Here is a 22,826-nt window from a genome sequence, read left to right on the forward strand (position 1 = left end):
GCAGCGGCGATGGTGGCGTTCATGCTGCGGCCCCCGCAAGTAGCTTCGGTAGTCGGACGAGATTGTAGGCGGCGATGGCGATATCGAAGCCGAGGGCAACGCGCCGCTTTCCCCTGAACTTCGTCTTGGCATAGCCGCCAGTTGTCTTCGTCCACCCGAAGATCTCCTCGATCCTTTTGCGGATGCGCTGGGAGACCTCATAGCCCTCGGGGGTCTTGATGGGCAGGCCGCACCTCCCGGTCTCGGACTTCAGGGCGACATGCGGCCTGACACCGGCCTGCTCCAGATCGCGCTTGAAGGTCCAGGCATTGTAGCCTTTGTCGGCACCAAGTGTGGCGCCGCGTTTAACCTTGCGTTTCCTGATCATCTCGAGGGCCGCCTCGCGTTCGGCTCTGCCGGTTGCATGGGTCAGTTGTGTCGCTACGGCGAGGCCTTGCCGGTTCTCCATGAGGACGTGCCCCATGTAGCATAACTGAGCCGGCTTGCCCCGGCCCTTGCGATAGAGCCGAGCATCGGGATCGGTCGATGAGGCATGCGTCTGGTTCGACCGCTTCTCGCCGTGGAAGTCGTGCGGTGCATTGCGACCACCACCTCCACTATCCGGACCACCGCCGCTATCGGTATCCTTCGGACGGAAGCTCTTGGTACTGGCCCAGGCCTCAATCAGGGTGCCATCCACACTGAAGTGCTCACGCGACAACAGCTTCTTCACTCGCCGAAGCGACAGGACGGCGTTGAGGAACTTTGCGGCGATATCCCCATCCAGAAGGCGGTCGCGGTTCTTTGAAAACGTCGAGGCGTCCCAGGTCGGCTCATCGGGCCCGAGCCCGACAAACCAGCGAAACAGGAGATCGAACTCAAGCCGCTCCATCAGCTGGCGCTCAGACCGGATCGAATAGATCGCCTGCAACAGCATCGCCCGCAACAGACGCTCCGGCGCGATCGACGGGCGACCGGTATCCTGCGCGTAAAGTGCCGTAAAATCTGCGTCCAGAGCCTTCAGCGCGTCATTTACCAGCTGCCGTATCTGCCGCAGAGGATGATCCGATGCGATCCGGTCTTCTACGTTCACATACGAAAACAACTGATCCGTCGTCCGATCTTCACCACGCATCTCTGCCTCCCTCTCCACACAAAAGAGAGAATCATGCTTCGCAAAGCAAAACGAGACCTTTTTCAGCAGCCTGCTAGGGTCCGGACCCATAAAAAGGATTCCTGATCAGCCTGGATCATGATTCACTGCCTTCGTTTCAGGAGGCAAGTGGTAATGTCTGATTTCTTTTGGTTTTCCGATGAGCAATGGGCGCGGATCGAACCGCTCCTGCCGACAGATACGCGCGGGATGGCGCGGGTTGATGATCGCCGCGTCCTGTCGGGGATCGTCCACGCCCTGAAGAATGGCGGGCGTTGGACTGATTGTCCCCGCGAAGTCTACGGGCCGAAGAAGACGCTCTACAACCGCTTTGTCCGCTGGGCCGAACGCGGGGTCTGGGAGGACATTTTCGCTGCCCTAGCCGGCGCTGAGGATGTGCCGGGCAGGGTGTTCATCGACAGTACCTGCATCAAGGTTCACCGCTGCGCAGGCGGCGGAAAAGGGGGGCCTTGGCGCATGGTATCGGCATCACCAAAGGCGGCCGCAACACAAAGCTCCACGCCGTCTGCGATGGACACGGCCGCCCGCTCGTCATGATGCTGACGCCCGGAAACGTGCATGATTGCAAAGTAGCAGAGGCGTGCCTGACGGCCCTTCCGCCGACCGCTCATCTCGTCGCCGACAAGGGATATGACAGCCAGAAGCTGCGCGAGTGGCTGGAAGATCGCGGCACCGAGCCCGTCATCCCGCCCCGGTCAAATCGAAAGGTTCAATATGCTTATGACAAGGCCATCTACCGCGAGCGAAACGTCATCGAGCGCATGTTCTGTAGGCTGAAGGACTGGCGGCGCATCGCAACACGATTTGACCGAAACATCACCAACTTCATGGCGGCGATCGCGCTTGCAGCAGCCGTCATCTGGTGGCTGTAATGAGTCCGGACCCTAGTCATACTCGTTCACGGCTTTCCGGAGTCCTGGTATTCGTGGCGCCACCAGCTTTCAGCTTTAGCCGAGGCCGGTTACCGGGCCGTTGCCATTGATCTAAGAGGCTATGGGCGATCATCCAAATTCTTGGACTCCGAATATTATCTGATCAAGTCTGTTGTCGAGGACATCGTGGGTGTGGTCAGGGCGTTAGGTGCCTCAAGTGCCGTTGTCGTTGGACATGACTGGGGGACAATGATTGCCTGGACAGCGGCCTGGTTGCATCCTGAAATCTTCCGTGGCGTTGTGGGGCTTGCAATTCCTTTCTCTGGGCGCGGGCTAATTGCTCTGCCTGGCTCTCCTTTCGGTGAACGCTCTCCAGAAGATATTCATAAAGAATTGGCTGGACCAGACCAACAATTCTATCAGGACTATTTTGGTTCGCTGGCACCGGCCATACGGGAATTCGAAGAAGATTCGGGTGGTTGGATACGTGACGTTCTGTGGGCCTTTTCAGGCGAGAGTATGAAGGCTGCGGGTTTTTCTGGCCTTTTGGACTTACCGCAAGTGGACATCATACGTGCGAGCGCCCTTAGTATACCGTTTGGTGCTCGAATGCGGGACAAAATGCATGCGCCCGCCGATCTTCCGGTCTGGTTGAGAACGGATGATTTGGAGTTCTATACGCAGGAGTTCGAGCGGTCAGGAATGATAGGGCCTTTTTCCTATTATCGAAGTATTCAAAACAGTTGGGAGCAGCTTGAGTCACATGACGGCACTCAGCTTCGCCCACCTGCGATGTTTATTGGAGGAGAGTGCGATGTCACCACAGGATGGGGACTAGAGGCAATTGATCGTGTAGGCGAGTTCGTTCCGAATTATGTCGGGTCACACATTCTGTCCGGATGCGGTCATTGGATCCAACAAGAACGGCCTGAGGAAGTAAATAAACTGGTTTTGGGACTCATGAGAGAGCTTGTTTGAGGCGCGCTACGCGGAAGTGCGCACGCTAACGTGCGTCTGTATTATCTCCCGAGTGAACATTTTATCAGGCGCTTGGGCAAAGGATAATGAACACGAATTTTCGGGCGTGCGTGGGACTCTATGGCCCAGACGGAATGCTGAGAAATTGGGAATGCATCCTGAATTTTGTTGACATAAGAAAAAAAAATAATTTTATTTGATAAAAAAGAATAATCCAAGGTGAGGAAGAGGCTATCAATCATGTCCACGGTTAAAATGTTCCAGCGTCGGACGGAAACTGAGTCCGAATCAGACGGGCCTCGGAGCCTGATTGAGTCGACTTACGAGCAGTTGAGTATCGATATTATCCACGGCAAGTATGGGCCGGGTGACAAGCTGCGACTTCAGCCACTAAGTGAAAATTATGGAGTGAGTGTTGGCACTGTGAGGGAGTCGTTATCTCTCCTCATGTCGGATGGGCTCGTCCTTACTCAATCCCAAAAAGGTTTTCGAGTGGCGCCGATGTCGCTTGTTGATTTCGAGGATTTGGCCAAGGCGCGGGTCCTGCTGGAAGCATCAGCGTTGCGGGATAGTATCGTATCCGGGAAAGATGACTGGGAAGGTCGGGTTGTCCAAGCATATCACCAACTGTCCCTTGCGGAGAAAAGGCTCGAAGCTAATCCAATCGCAGGATTCGAGATATGGGAGCAGCGCAATCAGGAATTTCATGATGCGCTCGTATCGGCTTCTTCCTCTCGCTGGGTGCAGAAGTTCCGAGTTATTCTCTACAAGCAAGCGGAACGCTACCGGCGGTTGTCTACAGCCCGTCGAGTAAGCCCTGGCGTGTTGGCTCATTCTGAACACGAGAAGATTTTCGAGTTGGCCATTGCGCGTGACGCCGATGCGGCGGTTGAGGCGCTATCTTTTCATATTTGGTCAGCCGTAGAATTCTTGAAGGGGCGTGGTCTGATTTTGGAAAGTCCGGACAAGGAAGGCTAGAGCAGATTCAGCTCAATCATAGTCATAGCCGCACGCTTTGAAGAAGTTGAGGCATTCGGCGGGTGCGAAGCGGGATACGGCCTCTGCGATGGCGGCCCAGAGTGCGCTGATTGTTCGGGCAGCCGTTTTCTTGAGGAAGGCTTTGAGCTTGGAGAACGCAAGCTCGATGGGATTGAAGTCGGGGCTGTAAGGCGGCAAGTAGCGCAGGCTTGCCCCGGCGGCTTCGATAGCGGCTCGGACAGCGGCGGGTTTGTGGGCCGGAAGATTATCCATCACGACGATGTCCCCGGGGGCGAGCGTGGGCACCAAGACCTGCTTGACATAGGCTAGGAAGGCATCGCCATTCATCGGCCCGTCGAGCACCATCGGTGCCGTCATGCCGCCAAGGCGCAGGGCGCCGACAAAGGTGGTTGTCTTCCAGTGTCCGTGCGGCACTGGCGCCCGGCAGCGCTCGCCCCGCAGCGCCCGGCCGCGCATGCGCGCCATCTTTGTCGATGCGCCCGTCTCATCAAGGAAGACAAGCCGCTCCGGATCGAGATCAAGCTGGCCGTCGAACCAGGTCTCGCGCCCAAGCAGGACGTCGGCACGTTCCTGCTCAGCCGCGTGCGCGGTTTTTTTTATAGGTGATCCCGCGCCGATCGAGGAAATACCAGATCGTCGAAGGCACCACGTGTCAGCGCCGGTTTAAAAAGGGGCCAGTCAGGTTCCATAAAAAGCCTCGCATGGGAGGCCGGTTTCTTGCGCCTCGTCGGGTGTCTGGCCGGAGCGAAGCGGAGGCCAGACACCCGGTGAGGTGCTGGCGGTTTTTCTGATCCTATTTCATGTGACGCCTCCGTTTTCCGGGATGGATCGCTTCTGGCGCTTGCGGCTCGTGGCGAGCCGGAAGCTGTCGCCGTTCAGTTCGAGGATGTGGACATGGTGCGTCAGCCGGTCGAGGAGCGCGCCGGTGAGGCGCTCTGAGCCGAACACGCTGGTCCATTCGTCGAACGGCAGGTTGCTGGTGATCAGCGTGCTGCCACGTTCGTATCGTTGGCTGAGAACCTCGAACAACAGCTCGGCGCCGACTGCGGTGAACGGCACGTAGCCAAGTTCGTCGATGATCAGGAGTTTGACGCTGGCGAGATGCTTTTGCGCGCGCCGGAGACGGCGCTCATCGCGCGCTTCCATGAGCTCATGGACGAGCGCGGCAGCGGTGGTGAACGCGACACTGTGTCCGCGCTGGCAGGCAGCGAGGCCGAGCGCCAAAGCGGTGTGCGTCTTGCCGGTTCCGGACGGCCCGAGCGCAATGACATTGCGGCGCTTCTCGATCCAGTCGCAGCGGGCCAGCTCGAGAACCAGCGCCTTGTTGAGCGAAGGCTGGGCGGCGAACTCGAACGTGTCTGGACCTGTCCCGGTTTGATTCCGGCCTTGATAGACGATTATCTATTATCAAGGAGACAGGATTATGGGTCAGAGACACGGCGAAGACTTCCAGCGTGAGGCGGTCCGGCTTTCGCTGAGCAGCGGACTTTCACGTAAGCAGGTTGCGGCAGATTTGGGCATCGGGCTTTCGACACTGGGCAAGTGGATTGCGACGCACCGAACCGAGGAGCGGTCAGATCTGCCATCGGCAGACCTTTTGAAGGAAGTCGAGCAACTGCGCCGAGAGAACCGCGTTCTGAAGGAGGAGCGGGATATCCTAAAAAAAGCGACGGCCTTCTTCGCAAGTCAGAAGTGAAGCGGTTCGCCTTCATTGATGCTTGGAAGAAGGTCTGGCCGATTGAGCAGATGTGCCGTGTGTTGAAGGTGACATCGCGGGGCTTTCGCGCCTGGCGGTCGCGTCCGATGGGCAAACGCCAGCGCAAGGACCTTGTGATCCTGGCGCATATCCGTGAGCAGCACAGTCTTGCGCTCGGTAGTTATGGCCGCCCGCGTATGACTGAAGAGCTAAAAGAACTTGGTCTTGCTGTGGGGCATCGGCGCGTTGGTCGGCTCATGAGGCAGAACGACATTCGTGTTGTGCGCACACGCAAGTTCAAGGCAACGACTGATAGTAATCATCAGTTCAACATAGCGCATAACCTGCTTGATCGAGATTTCTCTGCAAGCGCACCGAACCAGAAATGGGCCGGTGACATCTCTTACATCTGGACCCGCGAGGGATGGCTCTATCTGGCTGTCATTCTCGATCTATATTCCAGGAGGGTCATTGGTTGGGCGGTGAGCAACCGCATGAAGAAGGACCTCGCCATTCGTGCGCTTAACATGGCGATCAATTTGCGACAGCCTCCCCCCGGATGCATTCATCATACCGACAGGGGGAGCCAATATTGCAGTCATGACTATCAACAAATCCTGCGCAAGCAGGACTTTCACGCGTCGATGAGCGGGAAAGGAAATTGCTACGATAATGCAGCCGTCGAGACATTCTTCAAATCCCTGAAGGCTGAACTCATTTGGAGACACGACTGGAGCACACGCAGACAAACTGAGACCGCGCTCTTCCAGTACATCAACGGCTTCTACAACCCACGCCGACGGCAATCAGCCCTCGGATGGAAAAGCCCCTTGGCATTCGAACGAAAGGCAGCTTAACTGAGACTCAGGGTCGGAACAAAAGCGTGACAGGTCCATTTCCGCCCTCGGCCTATACGACACGCGGCGGTGTCGGCACGGTTGCCGCCGCTGAACGCGCCAAGTGGTTGATGGAAGAGGATGAGCCATCGGAGCCGGAAACGCAGGATGAAGAAGTTACCGCGTCCGCAAAAGACGAGGACGACAGCGGCGAAGCCCCCCATAGCGAAGCCGCCGAGGACGGGCGGATTGCAGCTTGAGTGCATGAACGAATGGCGCAGATGCGCCGTTCGTTTTTGTTCCCGATTGAAACGGCTGCGCGTTGGCGCTATAATTCAATCAACAAATTTGCGCTGTGGTGGTGGAGGTGAGCGCGTCCGGTGGCTTTTATGCCCAAGGAGGACGCCATGATACTTGCCATAGTTTTCGCGATTGTCGCGATTGCGCTGCTGTGCAAATTGACTTTTAATCTCATTATCTATGCGCTTCCGCTTTATGTGGGAGCAATTGCCGGTTTCGCGCTGCATTCTGGCGGAACCGGATGGTTGGCAAGCGCCGCTGCCGGAATTGCTGCCGCAATGGCCACGCTTGTTCTTGCATATTGGCTTTTGGCAGCGGCAAAATCGCCAATTGTGCAGGCGGTAATCGGTTTGGCCTTCGCGGCTCCCGCCGCTTTTGCCGCCTATCATCTGGTGCATGGTATTGTTGCATCGTCCATGCCATCGGCGATCTGGACCGTGGCTGTGTCAGCTATTGGCGCGGGCGTTTTCGGCATATTCGCCTGGACTCGCGCATTAAGCCTATCACCCACGCCTGCACCTAAACTGGCAAACATCGAATCCCTTCCTTGACAAAGTAAGGATTATTCCTTACATATCGCGCTCGAAAGGAATTCAGCATGGGCGTTGAACTGGAAAAAATCAGCACGATCACGGCCAAGGGGCAGACGACGATTCCCAAAGCGGTGCGTCAGGCACTGGGCGTCGATTTTGGCGGCCGCATTGCCTTTCATGTCGGCGATGGCGGTGTAACATTGTCCCGCGCTGACAACATTGACGATCCCGCCATCGATGCGTTTCTGGGTTTTCTGGCAAAAGACATCAAGCAGCATCCGCAAAAGATCAAGGCGCTTTCGCCCGATCTGGCAAAACGCATTGCCACGCTGACCGATGGCATATCGGTCAATCTCGATGACGAGATTGACGGCGATGTTGCGCTTTAGTCCGTTAGCGCCGCAGCGATGATAACCGTCAATGGCTGGACGCTCTATACCCATCCGCTTTTTCTGGAACAGCTGGAAAAGCTGACCAAGGCGGTAGAAAAGGCGAAAAAGAAAAATCCGAAAGATTATCAAAAATCCGCCAACGCCAAATTGCTCGCCGCCATCCGAAAACTGGCATTTGAGGATATACCGGTCGATCCGGCACGTCCCGAATACCGACAAGGCGGCACCTTGGGCGCGAAACGCAAGCACTGGTTCCGCGCCAAATTTGCCAGTGGGCGGTTTCGATTATTTTTCCGTTACAGCAGCAGCGCAAAAATCATTGTCTATGCGTGGGTCAATGACCAGAATACATTGCGAACCTATGGCTCGAAAAGCGATGCCTATGCGGTATTCACAAAAATGCTGGACAAGGACAATCCACCCGACGATTGGGATGCGCTGATGGCGGCTAGCGTCGATCTGCCAGAATCGTGATTTCCCGCGATAGTCCCACCCGAATGGTTCGGGCAGGGCAATTGCATTGACTGGCCGCTAACTAAAACGTGCATGACCTTCGTATATATTGTCAGCCATCTTCATCGGCGAACTGCCAAAATGATGGGATTGGGATGGCGGCTGGGCTGATCCGTTGAATGGCTCGGCCAGTTCATAATCATGGCGGCAGCGCCAATTTTTTCGCGGTAAAAACGGGCAGGGCGGGATATTCATCTCGCGCAAATTAGGATATCAACTGCGTTGTGGTCCGAAGTCATTCCCACATATTTAGCCGTTAGAGCGCGTTCGGACTTTGCCCGGACAGCGATATTTGCCAGCCGTCGTGCTGGGTTTGGAGCACCATCTGTTCGAGGAGGCGCTGGAGATCGTCAAGGAAGACTCAGGATACCGAAACGATGTCGAGATGACAGAGGCAGATTGGCGCGGCATTGTCACACAGTACAAGGGCATCGTCGAAGTCGAACTGGGCCGCGCATTCCCGCAGGACGTTAGCGAGCAACTCTGGGATGCGATCCGTGCAGTGTTCGATTCATGGGATTCGGACCGTGCCAAGGTCTATCGCCGTCTCAACGACATTCCCGGCGACTGGGGCACAGCTGTCAACGTCCAGGCCATGGTCTTCGGCAACATGGGCGTTACCTCGGCCACCGGTGTTGCCTTCACCCGCGATCCAGCGACCGGCGAGAAGGCTTATTACGGCGAATGGCTGGTAAATGCCCAGGGCGAGGATGTCGTCGCCGGCATCCGCACTCCGCAGTACCTGACGTTAGCTGCCCGCAAACGAGCGGGCGCCAAACCGCTTTCGATGGAAGAGGCAATGCCAGCCAGCTATGGTGAACTAGCTGCGGTGTTCGAGCTTCTTGAGAAGCACTACAGCGATATGCAGGATATTGAGTTCACCGTGGAACGCGGTAAGCTGTGGATGCTGCAGACCCGTTCCGGCAAGCGCACCGCCAAGGCTGCACTCAAGATGGCGGTCGACATGGTCGAGGAAGGCCTGATCGACGAAACTACTGCGATTCGCCGCGTCGATCCAATGGCACTCGATCAGCTGCTGCATCCGACGCTCGATCCCAAGGCACCGCGCGACTTCCTCGGCCGCGGTCTGCCTGCGTCGCCAGGCGCTGCTTCGGGCACGATCGTGCTCGATGCCGACACTGCAGAGAAGCGCGCCGAACTGGGCGAAGCGGTGATTCTCGTCCGCGTCGAAACAAGTCCCGAGGATATCCACGGCATGCATGCAGCCAAGGGAATACTCACTGCGCGCGGTGGCATGACCAGTCACGCCGCCGTGGTGGCGCGTGGAATGGGTCGTCCGTGCGTGTCGGGAGCCTCGGGCCTCTCAATCGACATGAAAACCCGTACGCTGAGGATGGGTACCCGCGAGCTGAAAGAGGGTGACCTGATCACTCTAGACGGTGCGACTGGCGAAATCATGGCCGGCATGGTGTCAACCGTGCAGCCGGAGCTGGCAGGCGATTTCGCGACCTTGATGGAATGGGCCGACAGGTATCGGTGCATGAAAGTGCGTGCCAATGCTGAAACCCCCGCAGACTGCCGCATGGCGCGCGAGTTTGGTGCCGAGGGCATTGGTCTTTGTCGCACGGAGCACATGTTCTTTGAAGCTGGGCGGATTTCTTCCGTTCGCCAGATGATCCTGGCCCAGGACGAAGCAGGTCGCCGCGCCACTCTGGAAAAGCTGTTGCCTGAACAGCGCGCTGACTTCGCTGCGATCTTCACGGTCATGGCCGGCCTACCGGTCACGATCCGCTTGCTCGACCCGCCGTTACATGAATTCCTGCCGAACCGCGACGCCGAGTTTGCTGCATTGTCTGACACCATCGGCATCGGCGTCGACACGCTCAAGCGGCGAGCGGATGAACTGCACGAGATGAACCCAATGCTGGGTCACCGGGGCTGCCGCCTCGGTATTACCTATCCCGAGATCTACGAGATGCAGGCCCGTGCCATTTTCGAGGCAGCCTGCGACGTGGCCGAAGAATCTGGCGACGCACCGGTGCCCGAGGTGATGATCCCACTGGTGGCCACGAAGAAGGAACTCGCGATCCTGAAGAAGCTCGTCGATGAAACGGCGGCGAAGGTTTTCGCAGAAAAATGCCGGACGCTCGACTATCTGGTCGGGACAATGATTGAGTTGCCGCGAGCTGCCCTGATGGCCGGAGAGATTGCGGAGGAGGCAAAGTTCTTTTCGTTCGGTACCAACGATCTGACACAAACCACTCTTGGCGTCAGCCGGGACGATGCGGCAAGGTTCCTCAATCCATATGTCGAAAAGGGCATTTTCCTTCGCGACCCATTTGTTAGCCTCGATATTGAAGGTGTTGGCCAGCTCGTCGAACTTGCTGTTCAACGCGGCCGAGCGACACGTGCCGATATCAAGCTGGGCATCTGCGGAGAGCACGGCGGTGATCCGGCTTCGATCACATTCTGTGAAAAGATAGGGCTCGACTATGTTAGCCCTTCGCCGTTTCGCGTGCCGATTGCCCGTCTTGCGGCGGCGCAGGCAGCTTTGGAGAAATGAAGGCCAGGCTTTATGACGGCGGTGAATTTTCTTCCCGTCGGTCAAAAGCTCGGCGCACGCAAGATCAACATCGTGCCGTTTGCTTAGTGGGCAGCGATCCACTGCTCGCAGGCTGCTAAGAGATGCTCAATTATGTATCGCGTGTAACGGACCGACTCCAACCTCGTTGCAACAGAGTTGCGCTTGCCACCATCAGCGCAATCATGGCCGCTGCAATGATTGGCGCATCACTCTGTGCGCCAATTCTGCGAAACAGCAGCGCGGCCAGCAAGGCCCCGAGCGTCTGACCGATCAGCCGTGACATCGACAGCATTGCTGAAGCAGCGCCGGTACGGGAGTGCGGTACGTTTGCGATCATGCTGTGGTTGTTGGGTACCTGGAAAATTCCGAAGCCAATTCCGCAAAGCGCTGTCGCGGCGATTATCATAAACGCGGAAGCATTTGGTTGCAACAATGAAAGGAAAATTGCACCGCATGCGAGGATGATCAACCCCGATGCGCACAACCAATCCGACGAATTGCGATTGACCAGACGCCCGGAGACGAAAGCTGCGATCACGATACCGAGCGGCAGCGGCACCATGAAAAGCCCTATCGCTTCAGGCTTGAAGTGAAACCGTTGCTGCAGAATGAACGGGAAGGACAAGGTGATCAGTATCATGACAACATAGGCTGAGACCGACATTGCATAGGCTGCGCGAAGATAGCCTAGCTTCAGCAGATCAAGCGGCACCATCGAATCCTGACTGGAGGACGTGCGTTTACCGAGGAACCATAAAGCCGGGATAGCGACGCCGATTTCGAGTAACGTCCACCCAGAGGCGGAATTCTGGGCCAGATCGTTCAGGGTGAGGAAAATCGCCGCAAAACCCACACAGCACAAGATGGCCGAACTATAATCGAAAGGTTTCTTTACCGAGGCGTCCGGAGGGAGTGCCCAAATCCCGAGGGCAAGCGAAAGCAGGCCGAACGGAAGACCTACTGCAAAAATGGCGTGCCAACCTGCAATCGAAAGCACCAGTCCGCCGACTGCTGGTCCGGCGGCCGAAGCAATTGAAACGGCAATGGTATTGTAGCCAATTCCACGCGAGACCAATTCGGGAGGATAAATTGTCCGAACCAATGCCCCGCTGACCACCATTACTGCCGCAGCACCGATACCTTGCACGAAGCGCGCCAAAGCGAGAACAGGGAGGCTGCCTGCGCTGATACTGCCAAAGGCTGCAAGCATGAAGAGCATGAGGCCTGCTAAATAGACCTTCTTGTAGCCAAGGATTTCGGCAGCCTTCGCCATGGGCAAAAGTGCCATCACGATGGCGATCTGATAAGCGTTGATTGCCCATACCGACTTTGCTGCTGTTACATCCAGGCCTTTAGAGATGAAAGGCAAGGCAACGTTAGCAATCGATACGTCCATTATGGTAAGAAATATGGCACTCCAGATCGAGAATGCCGCCCAGAATCGACGAGGAACCGGAAGTCCGGTTCTAGGCTGGTAGCCGTCTGTAATGCTTGACGTCGGCCCTTGGGCCGCTCCATCGTTCGAACTCATGACGCAGGTACTTGGGGTTTATTGCCCATCCTGTCGCACTCCCCATACAAAATCACGGTCCGTTCGTGTCAACCGCCTAAAGTTTACCAAACATTAGGTCGGTGTCCGTTCGTCTTTTTCAAAACCTGCTGGTTGGATTGGCTCCAGCTGGACTGGCCGGTCCACTCTGTTGCCGGGATCGACCGCAGAGTGAGCGCAGTGCCATATTACATCTTGAGAATGGCCTTGATTGCGTTTCCGGAAACTTCCGTATCCTCGACGGCCTGATTGATCTGGTCGAAGTCGTAGAACGTGCAAAGCTTTTCGAACGGGAACAGACCAGCTTCACGCATCGCAATCAGTTGCGGGATAAAGACTTGTGGCGTGCTCGAACCTTCGACCACACCGCGCAATTTGCGGCCGAATAGCATATTGTTCATGTCGAGAGAGAATTCAGTCCCCAGCTTTGCCCCCCCGACTACAGCGGTTTCCCCCATGGTATGTGTACTGTCTACCGCGCTGCGCAGAACTTGAGGAATGGCGGTGGTATCTATCGCATAGTCCGCGCCGCCCCCCGTTAGGGCAATGATCGTTTCTTGGGCATTGGTGTTCGTGGCATCGATAATATCGGTTGCACCAAGCTCACGGGCCAGCTGTAGACGCGTGGGATTGCGATCGACGGCGATAATCTTGAGGCAACCGGAAGCCTTTGCCGCCATCACCGCGCTGAGACCAACCGACCCGACGCCGAAGATTGCGATCGACGAGCCCGGGGCAGGCTGCAATGCATTGAGCACGGTGCCCGCGCCGGTCTGAATTCCGCAGCCCAGTGGGCCGAGAAGCTCTATCGGCGCATCATCTGCGACCTTGATGCAGTTGTTTTCTGTTGCGATCGAGTAGGTCGCGAATGAAGACTGGCCGAAGAAGCACGCATTCACCTCTTCTCCGTTACGCCTGATCGGGGTCGAGCCATCGAGCCTGCGGCCCATGAAATTGAGCGGGAAAAGGCTCGGGCAATAGGCCTGATGCCCCTTCATGCATGATGGGCAAGTTCCGCAATAGCTGAATGATAACACCACCTTGTCGCCAGGCTTGACCGTGGTGACGCCGCGCCCGACCTTTTCGACAACGCCCGAACCTTCATGTCCTAGAACCGCGGGAAGCGGGGTCGGGTAATACTGGTCGCGGACCGTAAGATCGGTGTGACACATGCCCGCAGCCGCAATCTTGACGAGTACTTCACCGTCACGGGGCTCTTCAATATCTACGTTATCCAGGACAAATTTCCCGCCCTGGCTTTCGATGATCGCGGCATAGGCTTGCATATTAACTCTCCTTTTATTGCGCTCTCAAGCGCTCGATTAACAGAAAAAATACAGGTTCTTGTCTTGCGTTACCCTGGCATCAATGTTCAGTTTGCGACGGAACACCTGGAAGTCATCGCCGACCCGGCGCAGCTTATCCTCACGCCCCAGCGTGTGAACGGTCATTTCAAGTTGGCGGCGGTTGCGATAGACGACCACGTTTGAATAAACGTCGAACTCGCCATCGCCCGCATCGAAAGCTTCGACGTTGCTGACCATGTACCGGATCTTGGACGGCGGATCCTCCATCCATACGGTGCCGGAATAAAGCCGCTCTACGCGTTGCTTGAGCTCGCCGTAATCGTCATTATAGATCGCTGCATCGTGGGGAGTGGGGTCGGGGCGTCGGTCCCGTATAAAGCGCTGTTCGTATATTGGCATCCAGTAATGGATGTCCTCAGCGACCATTTCCTTGAGCCATTCACGGTATTGCCCGGTCTGCCACAACCGGACTTCGGTGCGGTAATGCGCTTCGATGGCAAAATGCACATCTTGGGCCACTGAAATCTGCTTAACTGACATAAGTTCTCCGGTTTTCGGAACGTTTGGTGTAGAATTTTGTCTACTACTCGGCCGCTTCGATCTTGTCGGCCCAGTAATCGCGATTTGTGAAAACCGAATCCCAGTTGTCGTCATTTGCCTTCACCGCTGCCCAGTCGGGTGCGTCCAGCATTTCCTTCCAGAAACGATAGAAACCGCGATGGGATGTTTCCCCGATGAAACTGGACCCAACGATCCCCGGATAGACAGGGTGTGGTCCTTCAAAACCAACGCCCATGCTGGAATCCATTCGACCATCACGGGTTATGTTTCCGCGGTTGACATGGGTAGCCGAAGACATGTTCTCGCCATCGTCGCTTTCCAACGTTCCGGCCGTCCCAAAACTCCGGGTGGCTTCGCGCTGGATCATGCTCTTCGTTGCAGCGTCGGCGTCACGCGGCACCATCGTGTAGGTCCACACTTCAATCTCGTGCGGACCACGCGGATGCCAGACCTTGAACGTATTGGTTCCGTAAAGGAACGAGCAGCTCGGGAAGATCGAGCAGTTCCAGTGGCCAACATAAAGTTCTTCACGCTCCGGTCCGAACTTTCGGCCAACTTCAGCGCGGGTGTCGGCAAGGTATTTTGCCCAGCCATCGCGCTTGACGTGGATCGCCGCGGCGGCGTTGTTGATCACTCCGAAGCCGTGCCCGTGCCGGGTCGTGAACTGAAAGCCGAGTTCTTCGAAGGGCATGTCCGCCCGGTTCCCGGCCAGACCGGCAAGTTCGCCGCCGATCTGGCCCAAGGCGCCGGCGTGGGTCCAGCCGACATGGTAGCCATCGCCGACGAAATTCTCAGTCGGCACCTTCCAATTGCAGGCCAGAATACTTTTCATCGGCGGGCCCAGCAGCTCCAGCCCGCCTCCGGCACCTTCCCAGATCGTATCGAGGTACCAACGGAATTCGCCCAGATATTCCTCCAGACTTGGCGCGTCGGCATCGCCGCAGCCGAAAATGAAGCCTTTGTACGTCTCTACCCGAACGTGCTTGGCGCCCAGCTTCGCCTTGTCGAGCTGGCCATGATAGCACCGCGTTTCGAGCGGGACATCGACCAGACGGCCGTCCTGACCGTAAACCCAGCCGTGGTAGTTGCAGACGAACGCCTTGGCATTGCCGCTGTCGGCATGGCAAATCTGGTTGCCCCGGTGCGTGCACGAATTGATGAACGCCCGGAATGACCCATCTTGCTGATGCGACAGAATGACCTTGTCTTCAGCCATATAGGTGGTGATAAAATCACCGGGCTTGGGGAGGAGTGACTCGTGACCAAGAAACAACCACGAACGCCCAAAAACCCTTTCAAGTTCGAGGTTGTAAACATCTTTGTCCCAGAAAATTTCACGCGATTGACTCGATTCGACATTGTCGACGAGGTGGGCATCTTCGGTCATAATTCCCTCCGTAAAGCTCATTTGGCTTGCACCAGTCAGGTCCAGCCATTATAGGCAACGCGATGCACCATCTGCGAAAAATGAGTGTTCAGCAAGCATCTTTTGTTCAACGAGGTGCAGTTTTTTGAGCGCCTTTGTCCGACATCTCGCCGGTTGGCGCAGTGTTGGGCCAGCGATCTGGGCCTCGCCCACCTTGCTGCTTTGTGTTGCATCTTTATGCTGGGCTCTGAACCCTATTATCGGCCGTGCGGTGCGCGACCTGGTGTCTCCTTCGTCGCTTGCATTCTGGCGGTGGGCGGTCGCCTTTTTGTGTGTGCTGCCGTTCGCTTGGCGACATCTCAAAGCCGACCGCCAGACCCTTCGCGATTCCTGGCTGTTTCTCACTTTGCTCGGCTTCTTCGGCGTGGGGTTCTTCAGCTATATCGTCTATTGCGGCCTGCAATATACCACCGCCACTAACAGCCTACTGTTGCAATCCATCATGCCTATACTGACATTGGTTATGCCGGCGGTTCTATTCGGTGAACGACTTCGGCCTGTTCTTGCTCTAAGTGCCGTACTGTCGTTTGCGGGGATCATGTGGATCGTAACCAAGGGACATCCCCTCGATCTGCGGGGTAGCGCATTAAATATCGGGGACGTGCTTTCCGTCACGGGCGTATTCCTCTACTCGGTCTATGCCACATTCCTTCGCAAAGTTCCGGCCTTACACCCCCTTACCCTGCTTGCCGCGCTTTTCGCGATCGGCATGGGATCGATGGCAGTGCCCTACGCCGCTAATCTTGCAAGCAACGGTCCGTCGATGCCGCCGGTCGAAGTGGTGGCGGCAATCCTTTATGTCGGAGTTTTTCCGTCGCTCGTCGCCTATGGCCTTTTCAATCGCGCGGTGGTGCTTATCGGCTCGGCCCGTTCCGGGATATATATGAACTTGCCGCCGGTTTTTGGGGTGGCCCTCGCAGTACCACTCCTTGGCGAAAAGCTTGCTCTTTATCATTTGGTCGGTGCCGTCATAATCATCATCGCGATCGCCATTTCACGCGAGCGGCGCGCCGGTACCGTTGATGGAGCAAACCAGGAAGTTTGAAGCTATGATCGCAGGAGAGTACCCTCAGAGGGATCGGGATCGCGGCCAACCCTCAAAATTTTCGGGTACAGGCTGCGGCAGCGACCAAATCGTTCGCAGAACCCCGACTTATTGGTGACGAACCCAAAGGGTGTGGTTGCGACGGGCTACTCAACACTTGCCACAACCGGCTGGCACTGCCTGCCCTCGCAGTGGCTTTGCCGTACCAGAAGGTCCCATGCACATAGATGATGAGAAACCGAATGTCATGTTGACCGCCTCGTGGATGTTCTATGTTGTGGGGGCTATTACCTGCAGGCCGTTGGTCTATGATGCGTTCGAAGTTTCGTCAGATGGCATCGAGCAGGTCATCTTGCTGCAGCGCGACCGGCCGATCTGCGAGGACGATCCGAAACTCAAACCGAAAGAGTAATTAATTGGGCGGAACGCAAGGTGCTATCGATCAGGCCCAGAAATCGGAAATGCGGTCGGGTATCGCCTATGCAACTATCGCCTATTTGATCTATGGGGCCTGCCGATCTACATGAAGCAGTTGCAGGCGATCCCTACGGGGTAGATTATGGCACATCGCGTAATCTGGTCGGTTGTTTTGCTGGCGATTATCGTAAGTCTTCTCCGGCGCTGGGATACGCTTCGCCAGACAATTAGTCTGCGATCGGTCGGCCTTTTCGCCGTGACGGCTTTGCTAATCGGCACCAACTGGTTGGTATATATCTGGGCCGTCCTGCAAAATCACGTGCTCGAAACCAGCCTGGGGTTCTTCGTCACACCCCTAATGACCGTTTTACTCGGTGTGGTGGGCCTGGGCGAACGATTGAACCGGCTCCAAGCTATTGCGGTAGGACTTGCCGCGCTGGGGGTTTTGGTGTTCGCGATCGGGAAGGGCGGAAGCTTGTGGATTGCGATGGCTCTAGCGGCAACCTTTAGCACGGCGGGCCTGATCCGTAAAATTGTGCCATTGGACCCGCTCTGCGGGCTCCTGATTGAAACATCTCTCCTGGCTCCGATGGCGATAGCCTGGCTTTGGCTGACTTCTTATCACGGGCAGCCGGTTTTCGGCACCGACGCAGTCGACAACGTTTTTCTTGTTTTAACGGGGGTTGTGACGGCCGTCCCGTTGTTGCTCTTTTCGATCGCCGTCAAGAAGATGCCGTACTCGCTTGCAGGACAATTCCAATACATCGGCCCTTCGCTCCAGTTCCTGCAGGCGGTTCTGCTATTCCAAGAGCCTTTCGGACTGTTTCACGTGTTCACGTTCGGATGCATCTGGGTTGGCTTGGCCTTTTTCATTTTCGACGCTTTGCGTGGACGGCGCGGATTGGGGGTCTGATAGAAAAGAAAGGGCACGGGAAAAAATTTCGTCACCGATGCACTCCTGCATAAAGCCGTTGTGAAACCCGAAAAAGGAGAGCGGACAGATTTGACACCGCCCGCTCTGGAAATTCAACTGGATTGATCAATCGCGCTTAGAACTGATCGGCGATCATGGTCGCCTGATCGAGCGAAGGGCTGTGAAGCTATCGCTTCGCAGCATATTTGGACCGCCAGTGTCAGAACCGAACCTCGAACGAAACACCCACCTTGCGCGGCTGTTCGTAGAATCCATCTGTACTGAAACCGCCCGGCCGAATTGTCTGCAGAACCTTTTCATTGGTCAGATTGGTCACCCATAAGCTTGCCTTCCAGGCTCCGCTGTCGGGGGTCCAGAAAACCGAGGCATTTGTCAGCTTGTAGGAAGGTTGCGAGAAATTGTTCAGGAAGTCATAATATACACGCGAACTCCATGAAAGGTTTGCGCCTGCTCCGAAAGTCCCTCCGCCCAAGGCAGTGGTATAATCCGCTCCAAGGTTGCCCGACCACTTCGGCGCGCGAGTCAGTACTTGGCCCGAGGCATCGACGGTGACAACGGTGTTGCCGCCAGTCGGTCGCGGAATGAAGCCCTGGGCTGCGGTGAAATCCTGATACCGGGCATGTATGTAGGCGACGGCGGCACGTAGCCGTTCGGGGATGGGATCGTCCGCGAGCGCAAATGTTGGTGGCTTCATCTTTGGGCGCTCAACCCAGTTGATGGGCGAGCCGCACGACAAGAGATTTTGCCTGCCTCGTCAGCCCTTTGGCGCAGGAGCATCGCATTTGGTGGCCACACGCATTTCGAAATAAATTACATGACACGTGATTTGACGGCCATCGATGGATCTGGGCACTAGCTTTGCATGACTGGCCATTTTGGCCTCATCGTCAATTCGACAACAAGGGCGACGGGCAATCGCACGGTTGCTCCGGAATTATTGTAAATCGAACCCGATTTCTTCTGGAACCCCGGGCGCAGGTCGGTCTGATACCATACGGACACCGTCGATGACGATCGGGCTGGCCACTCCGGGACGTCCTGCACGTTCAATCGCCATGCCGCGCGCAATGACTTGCGGGTTGGCGAATACCTGGTCCAGCTCGTTGATCGGGCCGGCCGAAATTCCTGCATTTTCGAGTTGCTCGAAGAGCTCGTCCCGGTTCCATTGTATCGTTATCTCTTCGATGGCCTTGATCAACTCTACCCGATTGCGAATCCGCTCGGGATTGGTGCTGAAGCGTTCGTCCCGGTCGAGCGCAATATTCAGCACGCGGCAAAGGGCGGCGAACTGGCCGTCGTTGCCAACCGCGATGATCAGATCTCCATCGCGGGTCGGGAAGGCCTGATAGGGTGCCAGATTGGCATGGCCGTTGCCGACCCGGCGCGGCACCACCCCTGAGGTCATCCAGTTCAGCGCCTGATTGCCCATCACACTAACCTGGGTATCGAGCAGCGCCATGTCGATATGTGCACCGACATCTGTTTCACGCCGGTGGTTGAGCGCTGCCAGCACTGCCACCGCGCTGTAGACCCCGGTAAACAGGTCGGCAGCCGCAATGCCGGCCTTTTGCGGTTCGCGCTGCGGTTCCCCAGTCATCGACATAAGTCCGCCCATGGCTTGCGCGATATAGTCGTATCCGGGACGGTGAGCATAAGGCCCGGTCTGTCCGAAGCCGGTGATCGAGCAGGTGATAAGGCGCGGGTTGATCCGCGATAAGGCCGCATGGTCAAGCCCGTATTTGGTTAGTCCACCCACCTTGTAGTTCTCGATCATGATGTCGGCGTTTGCCGCAAGACTGCGAACGATATCCTGACCTGCTGGCGTCGCGATATCGAGCGCGATGGACCGCTTTCCCCGGTTGGCCGAATGATAATAAGCCGCGCCCAGGTTTTCGCCCGTATCCGACATGACAAAAGGCGGGCCCCAGTGGCGGGTGTCGTCGCCACTGCCGGGGCGCTCTATCTTGATAACTTCGGCACCGAGATCGGCCAGCAATTGCCCGCACCATGGCCCGGCCAGGATTCGCGCAAGTTCGAGAACCTTGATACCGCTCAGTGGCTTGGTCGATGCCTCCGTTTGCGCAGGCCCCCAGTCACACTGCGTCATTTTGTACCGTTACCCGCTGCATTGATGCGATTGTGCCAGTCCCGCGCCATTTCTCCCGCAGCCTTGGCGAGCGTAAAGGAATCTATGCCAACCGCGAGGAAGCGAGCACCTCCGTCCAGATATTGTTGCACCAGGCGTTCGTCCCGTGACAGGATACCGCAGGGGGTTCCAGTGGCGCGGATACGGGCGAGGGCCTCTCCCGTCACTTGGGCAAGCGCCGCTGCATTGGCGGGGCCGAGCAGACCGAGCGATGCCGCGAGGTCGGCAGGTCCGACAAACAGGGCATTGATGCCATCGACCGCGGCGATAGCCTCCAGATTGTCGAGCGCTTCGGCGGTCTCGATCTGGGCGATGATGCATAGGCGCTCGTTGGCTTCTGCCACGTAAGCGGGATAGCGACCCCAGCGTGCGGCGCGGGCGCCGCCGATACCGCGATCACCCGCCGGCGGATAGCGCGATGCCTTGACGATCGCCGCTGCCTGCTGTGCGGTATCTACCATCGGCACCATGATTGTCTGGGCACCAAGATCGAGAATCTGGCGGATCGTCACCGGATCGTGGCCCGGAACGCGCACGATTGCAGAACAGGCTGGAACGGTATCGACCGCGCGCAGCTGGTTGGCAATCCCGGGCAGGGTCTGGGCACCGTGTTCGCCATCGATCAGTACCCAGTCATAGCCCAGGCCAGAGCAAATTTCAGCGATGTCCGGACTGGCGAGCGCCAACCAGAACCCAAGCTGCGGCGGCCCGTCGCCGAGCCCGTCCTTGAAACGATTTTGCTTTGTTTTCATGGTCTTGCCCTTAGAAGAACCGGAAACCGATAGCGCCCAGCGGCCCGAAATCGGCGTTGAAAACGTCACCCCGCCGGACTTCCACGGGACGAGTGAATGACCCGCCCAGCACGATTTCGCCCGCCTCGAGTGTCTGGCCCCACGGAGACAGCCGGTTGGCCAGCCACGCCACACCGTTTGCCGGATTGTTGAGTACACCTGCTGCCACGCCCGTTTCCTCGATCACGCCGTTGCGGGTCAGTAGCGCACTGACCCAGCGCATATCGATCTTGTCAGGCCGCATCGGCAAGCCGCCGACGATGATCCCGGCATTGGCCGCATTGTCACTGATTGTGTCCTGCACCTTGCGGCGCGCGCCGGTTTCGGGATCGACAGGAAACGTGCGGCTGTCGATAATCTCGACCGCCGGTATCACATAGTCGGTCGCCCTGAGGACGTCAAAAATGGTCGTACCCGGCCCTTCGATCCGTTTGCCCAGCATGAAAGCAAGCTCAACCTCAACTTTGGGCGTGATGAACTGGTCGAAAGGCACGTCGCTCCCCTGCTCGAACACCATATCGTCGAGCAAAGTCCCGTAATCGGGTTCGGTAATCCCGGCAGATTGCTGCATTGCGCGCGAGGTCAAACCAATCTTGTGCCCAACGATTTTTCTCCCCGAAGCGAGCTTGAGATCGACCCATTTTTTGCTGATGCGGTAGCCATCAGCGATCGACATTTCCGGTCGGCGCGCGGTGAACTGGCGGATTTGCTGACGAGACTGCTCGGCCTGGTCGAGCTCGGCCGCAAACGCTGCTATATCTTCTTCGCTAAGGCCCGCCGCCGACTCTGCGAGTCCACCGCCATCCTGGTCCATAAATCGCTCCTCACTCATAGCCAATTTTGGAAGAATGCATTGCACAATTATGAACGGCCGTATATAGGCATGTCGCAAAGAGCTGGCCGGTCATGGCAGAAACATTTGGTTTACAGAGGAGAGACAGGATGCAAGGCGACACGAGCGTAAGGGAAGAGAAGATCACGGGGCGTGGGCTGACTTCGCACACATTGCTGGCAGGCGACCCAAGTAAACCGGCTATTTTGCTGCTTCACGGGGCAGGTCCTGGAGCACACGCCGGGTCCAACTGGTTGCATCTGATGCCAGATCTTGCAGAAAACTTCTTCGTGATCGCACCTGACCTGATCGGTTTCGGGCAGTCGGTCATTCCCGATCCTTGGCCCGACAACGTCATGGCGTGGATTGGCACACGTGTCGAACAGTGCTTTGGTCTTCTCGATGCGCTGGGGATCGAGAAAGCCCACGTCGTCGGCAATTCGATGGGAGGTGCGCTCACCCTGCAGATGATGAGCGAAGAGCCTGAGCGGCTTGACCGCGTGGTACTGATGGGCTCGATCGGCGCCCCTGGCCCGCGGACACCCGAACTTATCCGCCTGCTGTCGTTCTATGCCGACCCGCGGCCGTCGCGCTACCGCCAGCTGATGCACAGTTTCGCCTATGATGCTGACAAATTTGAAGGCATGGAAGAGATCGTTAACAACCGTTATAAGATAGCGACTGATCCCGAGATCATGAAGACTGCGGTCAAGATGATCGATTCGATGAAGCAGGGAATGGAAGGGCTGAACATGCCCCCGTCCATCCTGTGCAAGCTGCCTCATAAGGTGCTGATCTTCCACGGCAGGCAGGACCGCATCGTTCCTCTCGACACGAGCCTTTACCTGATCGAGCACCTGCAGCACGCCGAACTCTATGTGCTCGACCGCTCCGGCCATTGGTCGCAGCTTGAGCGTTGGGATGTCATGCGTCCGATGATGGAAATCCATTTCGGCGCGCGTAGTTTCTGATGCTTCCGGCATTCCTGCACTCGGTGCACT

22 protein-coding genes and 2 pseudogenes are annotated in these 22,826 nt (G+C 57.0%); 13 read left to right on the top strand and 11 right to left on the bottom strand.

Annotation, left to right across the window (positions count from 1 at the left end):
* Window positions 1-19 precede the first annotated feature (19 nt).
* On the bottom strand, window positions 20-1,114 hold the full coding sequence (locus D1227_RS14000; RefSeq protein WP_035540773.1) for an IS5 family transposase: 1,095 nt from the start codon (window positions 1,112-1,114) through the stop codon (window positions 20-22).
* Window positions 1,115-1,267: 153 nt separating this feature from the next.
* Here D1227_RS14000 and D1227_RS14005 point away from each other — a divergent pair.
* The 3 genes from D1227_RS14005 to D1227_RS14015 all read left to right on the top strand — a co-directional run bounded on the left by D1227_RS14005 (window position 1,268) and on the right by D1227_RS14015 (window position 3,981).
* Window positions 1,268-2,025 (top strand): IS5 family transposase gene (locus D1227_RS14005; RefSeq protein WP_411710416.1). Its coding sequence is split into 2 segments (ribosomal slippage): window positions 1,268-1,612 and window positions 1,615-2,025, totalling 756 coding nucleotides; the frame shifts between segments, so codons are not numbered across the junction.
* Window positions 2,026-2,043: 18 nt separating this feature from the next.
* The gene (locus tag D1227_RS14010; RefSeq protein ID WP_119405094.1) at window positions 2,044-3,003 is read left to right on the top strand and encodes an alpha/beta fold hydrolase; all 960 of its coding nucleotides are present in this window, start codon (window positions 2,044-2,046) and stop codon (window positions 3,001-3,003) included.
* Between the two features lie 240 nt (window positions 3,004-3,243).
* A complete protein-coding gene (locus tag D1227_RS14015) occupies window positions 3,244-3,981 on the top strand; it encodes a GntR family transcriptional regulator (protein ID WP_206741634.1) in 738 nt (245 codons plus the stop codon).
* Window positions 3,982-3,993: 12 nt separating this feature from the next.
* Here D1227_RS14015 and D1227_RS14020 read toward each other — a convergent pair.
* Window positions 3,994-4,599 (bottom strand): annotated as a pseudogene (locus tag D1227_RS14020) (IS630 family transposase); the annotation flags it as partial.
* Between the two features lie 201 nt (window positions 4,600-4,800).
* A pseudogene (gene istB, locus D1227_RS14025) lies at window positions 4,801-5,361 on the bottom strand (IS21-like element helper ATPase IstB); the annotation flags it as partial.
* A 64-nt stretch (window positions 5,362-5,425) separates the two neighbouring features.
* Here istB and D1227_RS14030 point away from each other — a divergent pair.
* The 6 genes from D1227_RS14030 to ppdK all read left to right on the top strand — a co-directional run bounded on the left by D1227_RS14030 (window position 5,426) and on the right by ppdK (window position 10,796).
* A protein-coding gene (locus D1227_RS14030) for an IS3 family transposase (RefSeq protein WP_119455238.1) occupies window positions 5,426-6,555 on the top strand; the annotation gives its coding sequence in 2 pieces (ribosomal slippage) (window positions 5,426-5,672 and window positions 5,672-6,555; 1,131 coding nt in all).
* Window positions 6,556-6,581: 26 nt separating this feature from the next.
* Window positions 6,582-6,794 (top strand): hypothetical protein, encoded by a 213-nt coding sequence (locus tag D1227_RS14035; protein ID WP_035541271.1) that lies wholly within the window; start codon window positions 6,582-6,584, stop codon window positions 6,792-6,794.
* A 147-nt stretch (window positions 6,795-6,941) separates the two neighbouring features.
* On the top strand, window positions 6,942-7,385 hold the full coding sequence (locus D1227_RS14040) for a hypothetical protein (protein ID WP_035541283.1): 444 nt from the start codon (window positions 6,942-6,944) through the stop codon (window positions 7,383-7,385).
* Between the two features lie 47 nt (window positions 7,386-7,432).
* Window positions 7,433-7,756: a type II toxin-antitoxin system PrlF family antitoxin gene (locus D1227_RS14045; protein ID WP_035541269.1), complete on the top strand. Its 324-nt coding sequence runs from the start codon at window positions 7,433-7,435 to the stop codon at window positions 7,754-7,756.
* Window positions 7,757-7,774: 18 nt separating this feature from the next.
* Entirely contained in the window at window positions 7,775-8,233 is a 459-nt protein-coding gene (locus tag D1227_RS14050) for a type II toxin-antitoxin system YhaV family toxin (RefSeq protein ID WP_035541268.1), read from the top strand.
* A 331-nt stretch (window positions 8,234-8,564) separates the two neighbouring features.
* Window positions 8,565-10,796: a pyruvate, phosphate dikinase gene (gene ppdK, locus D1227_RS14055; protein ID WP_233349705.1), complete on the top strand. Its 2,232-nt coding sequence runs from the start codon at window positions 8,565-8,567 to the stop codon at window positions 10,794-10,796.
* Between the two features lie 130 nt (window positions 10,797-10,926).
* Here the strand turns inward: ppdK and D1227_RS14060 are convergent, their stop codons facing one another.
* The 4 genes from D1227_RS14060 to D1227_RS14075 form a co-directional block, all read right to left on the bottom strand.
* Window positions 10,927-12,348, bottom strand: coding sequence for an MFS transporter (locus D1227_RS14060; RefSeq protein ID WP_084146446.1), 1,422 nt, complete (start codon window positions 12,346-12,348; stop codon window positions 10,927-10,929).
* 206 nt (window positions 12,349-12,554) lie between these two features.
* Window positions 12,555-13,652 (bottom strand): NAD(P)-dependent alcohol dehydrogenase, encoded by a 1,098-nt coding sequence (locus D1227_RS14065; protein WP_035541264.1) that lies wholly within the window; start codon window positions 13,650-13,652, stop codon window positions 12,555-12,557.
* 36 nt (window positions 13,653-13,688) lie between these two features.
* The gene (locus D1227_RS14070; RefSeq protein ID WP_035541263.1) at window positions 13,689-14,213 is read right to left on the bottom strand and encodes an aromatic-ring-hydroxylating dioxygenase subunit beta; all 525 of its coding nucleotides are present in this window, start codon (window positions 14,211-14,213) and stop codon (window positions 13,689-13,691) included.
* A 43-nt stretch (window positions 14,214-14,256) separates the two neighbouring features.
* Window positions 14,257-15,621, bottom strand: a complete 1,365-nt coding sequence (locus D1227_RS14075) for an aromatic ring-hydroxylating oxygenase subunit alpha (protein WP_035541261.1) — start codon at window positions 15,619-15,621, stop codon at window positions 14,257-14,259.
* A 124-nt stretch (window positions 15,622-15,745) separates the two neighbouring features.
* On the opposite strand from D1227_RS14075, the gene D1227_RS14080 reads away from it, so the two are divergent.
* From D1227_RS14080 to rarD, 3 genes are all read left to right on the top strand, one after another.
* Window positions 15,746-16,705, top strand: a complete 960-nt coding sequence (locus tag D1227_RS14080) for a DMT family transporter (protein ID WP_051625084.1) — start codon at window positions 15,746-15,748, stop codon at window positions 16,703-16,705.
* Between the two features lie 217 nt (window positions 16,706-16,922).
* A complete protein-coding gene (locus D1227_RS19825) occupies window positions 16,923-17,117 on the top strand; it encodes a hypothetical protein (RefSeq protein WP_119455237.1) in 195 nt (64 codons plus the stop codon).
* Window positions 17,118-17,264: 147 nt separating this feature from the next.
* On the top strand, window positions 17,265-18,035 hold the full coding sequence (gene rarD / locus D1227_RS14085) for an EamA family transporter RarD (protein WP_206741607.1): 771 nt from the start codon (window positions 17,265-17,267) through the stop codon (window positions 18,033-18,035).
* 220 nt (window positions 18,036-18,255) lie between these two features.
* Here rarD and D1227_RS14090 read toward each other — a convergent pair whose 3' ends face one another.
* The 4 genes from D1227_RS14090 to hpaH all read right to left on the bottom strand — a co-directional run bounded on the left by D1227_RS14090 (window position 18,256) and on the right by hpaH (window position 21,807).
* Window positions 18,256-18,750, bottom strand: coding sequence for a TonB-dependent receptor domain-containing protein (locus tag D1227_RS14090; RefSeq protein ID WP_035541259.1), 495 nt, complete (start codon window positions 18,748-18,750; stop codon window positions 18,256-18,258).
* A 240-nt stretch (window positions 18,751-18,990) separates the two neighbouring features.
* Complete coding sequence (locus tag D1227_RS14095) at window positions 18,991-20,163, bottom strand: CaiB/BaiF CoA transferase family protein (protein WP_045694623.1); 1,173 nt, start codon at window positions 20,161-20,163, stop codon at window positions 18,991-18,993.
* Complete coding sequence (locus D1227_RS14100; protein ID WP_233352895.1) at window positions 20,160-21,023, bottom strand: HpcH/HpaI aldolase family protein; 864 nt, start codon at window positions 21,021-21,023, stop codon at window positions 20,160-20,162. Before D1227_RS14100 ends, D1227_RS14095 begins: the two co-directional genes overlap by 4 nt.
* Entirely contained in the window at window positions 20,965-21,807 is an 843-nt protein-coding gene (gene hpaH / locus D1227_RS14105) for a 2-oxo-hept-4-ene-1,7-dioate hydratase (protein WP_045694622.1), read from the bottom strand. The genes D1227_RS14100 and hpaH overlap by 59 nt, the downstream gene beginning before the upstream one ends.
* Before the next feature lie 128 nt (window positions 21,808-21,935).
* Here hpaH and D1227_RS14110 point away from each other — a divergent pair, with 128 nt between their 5' ends.
* On the top strand, window positions 21,936-22,796 hold the full coding sequence (locus D1227_RS14110) for an alpha/beta fold hydrolase (protein WP_035541255.1): 861 nt from the start codon (window positions 21,936-21,938) through the stop codon (window positions 22,794-22,796).
* Window positions 22,797-22,826 lie beyond the last annotated feature (30 nt).

This window comes from Henriciella mobilis (assembly GCF_003576315.1).
Classification (GTDB): Bacteria; Pseudomonadota; Alphaproteobacteria; order Caulobacterales; family Hyphomonadaceae; genus Henriciella; species Henriciella mobilis.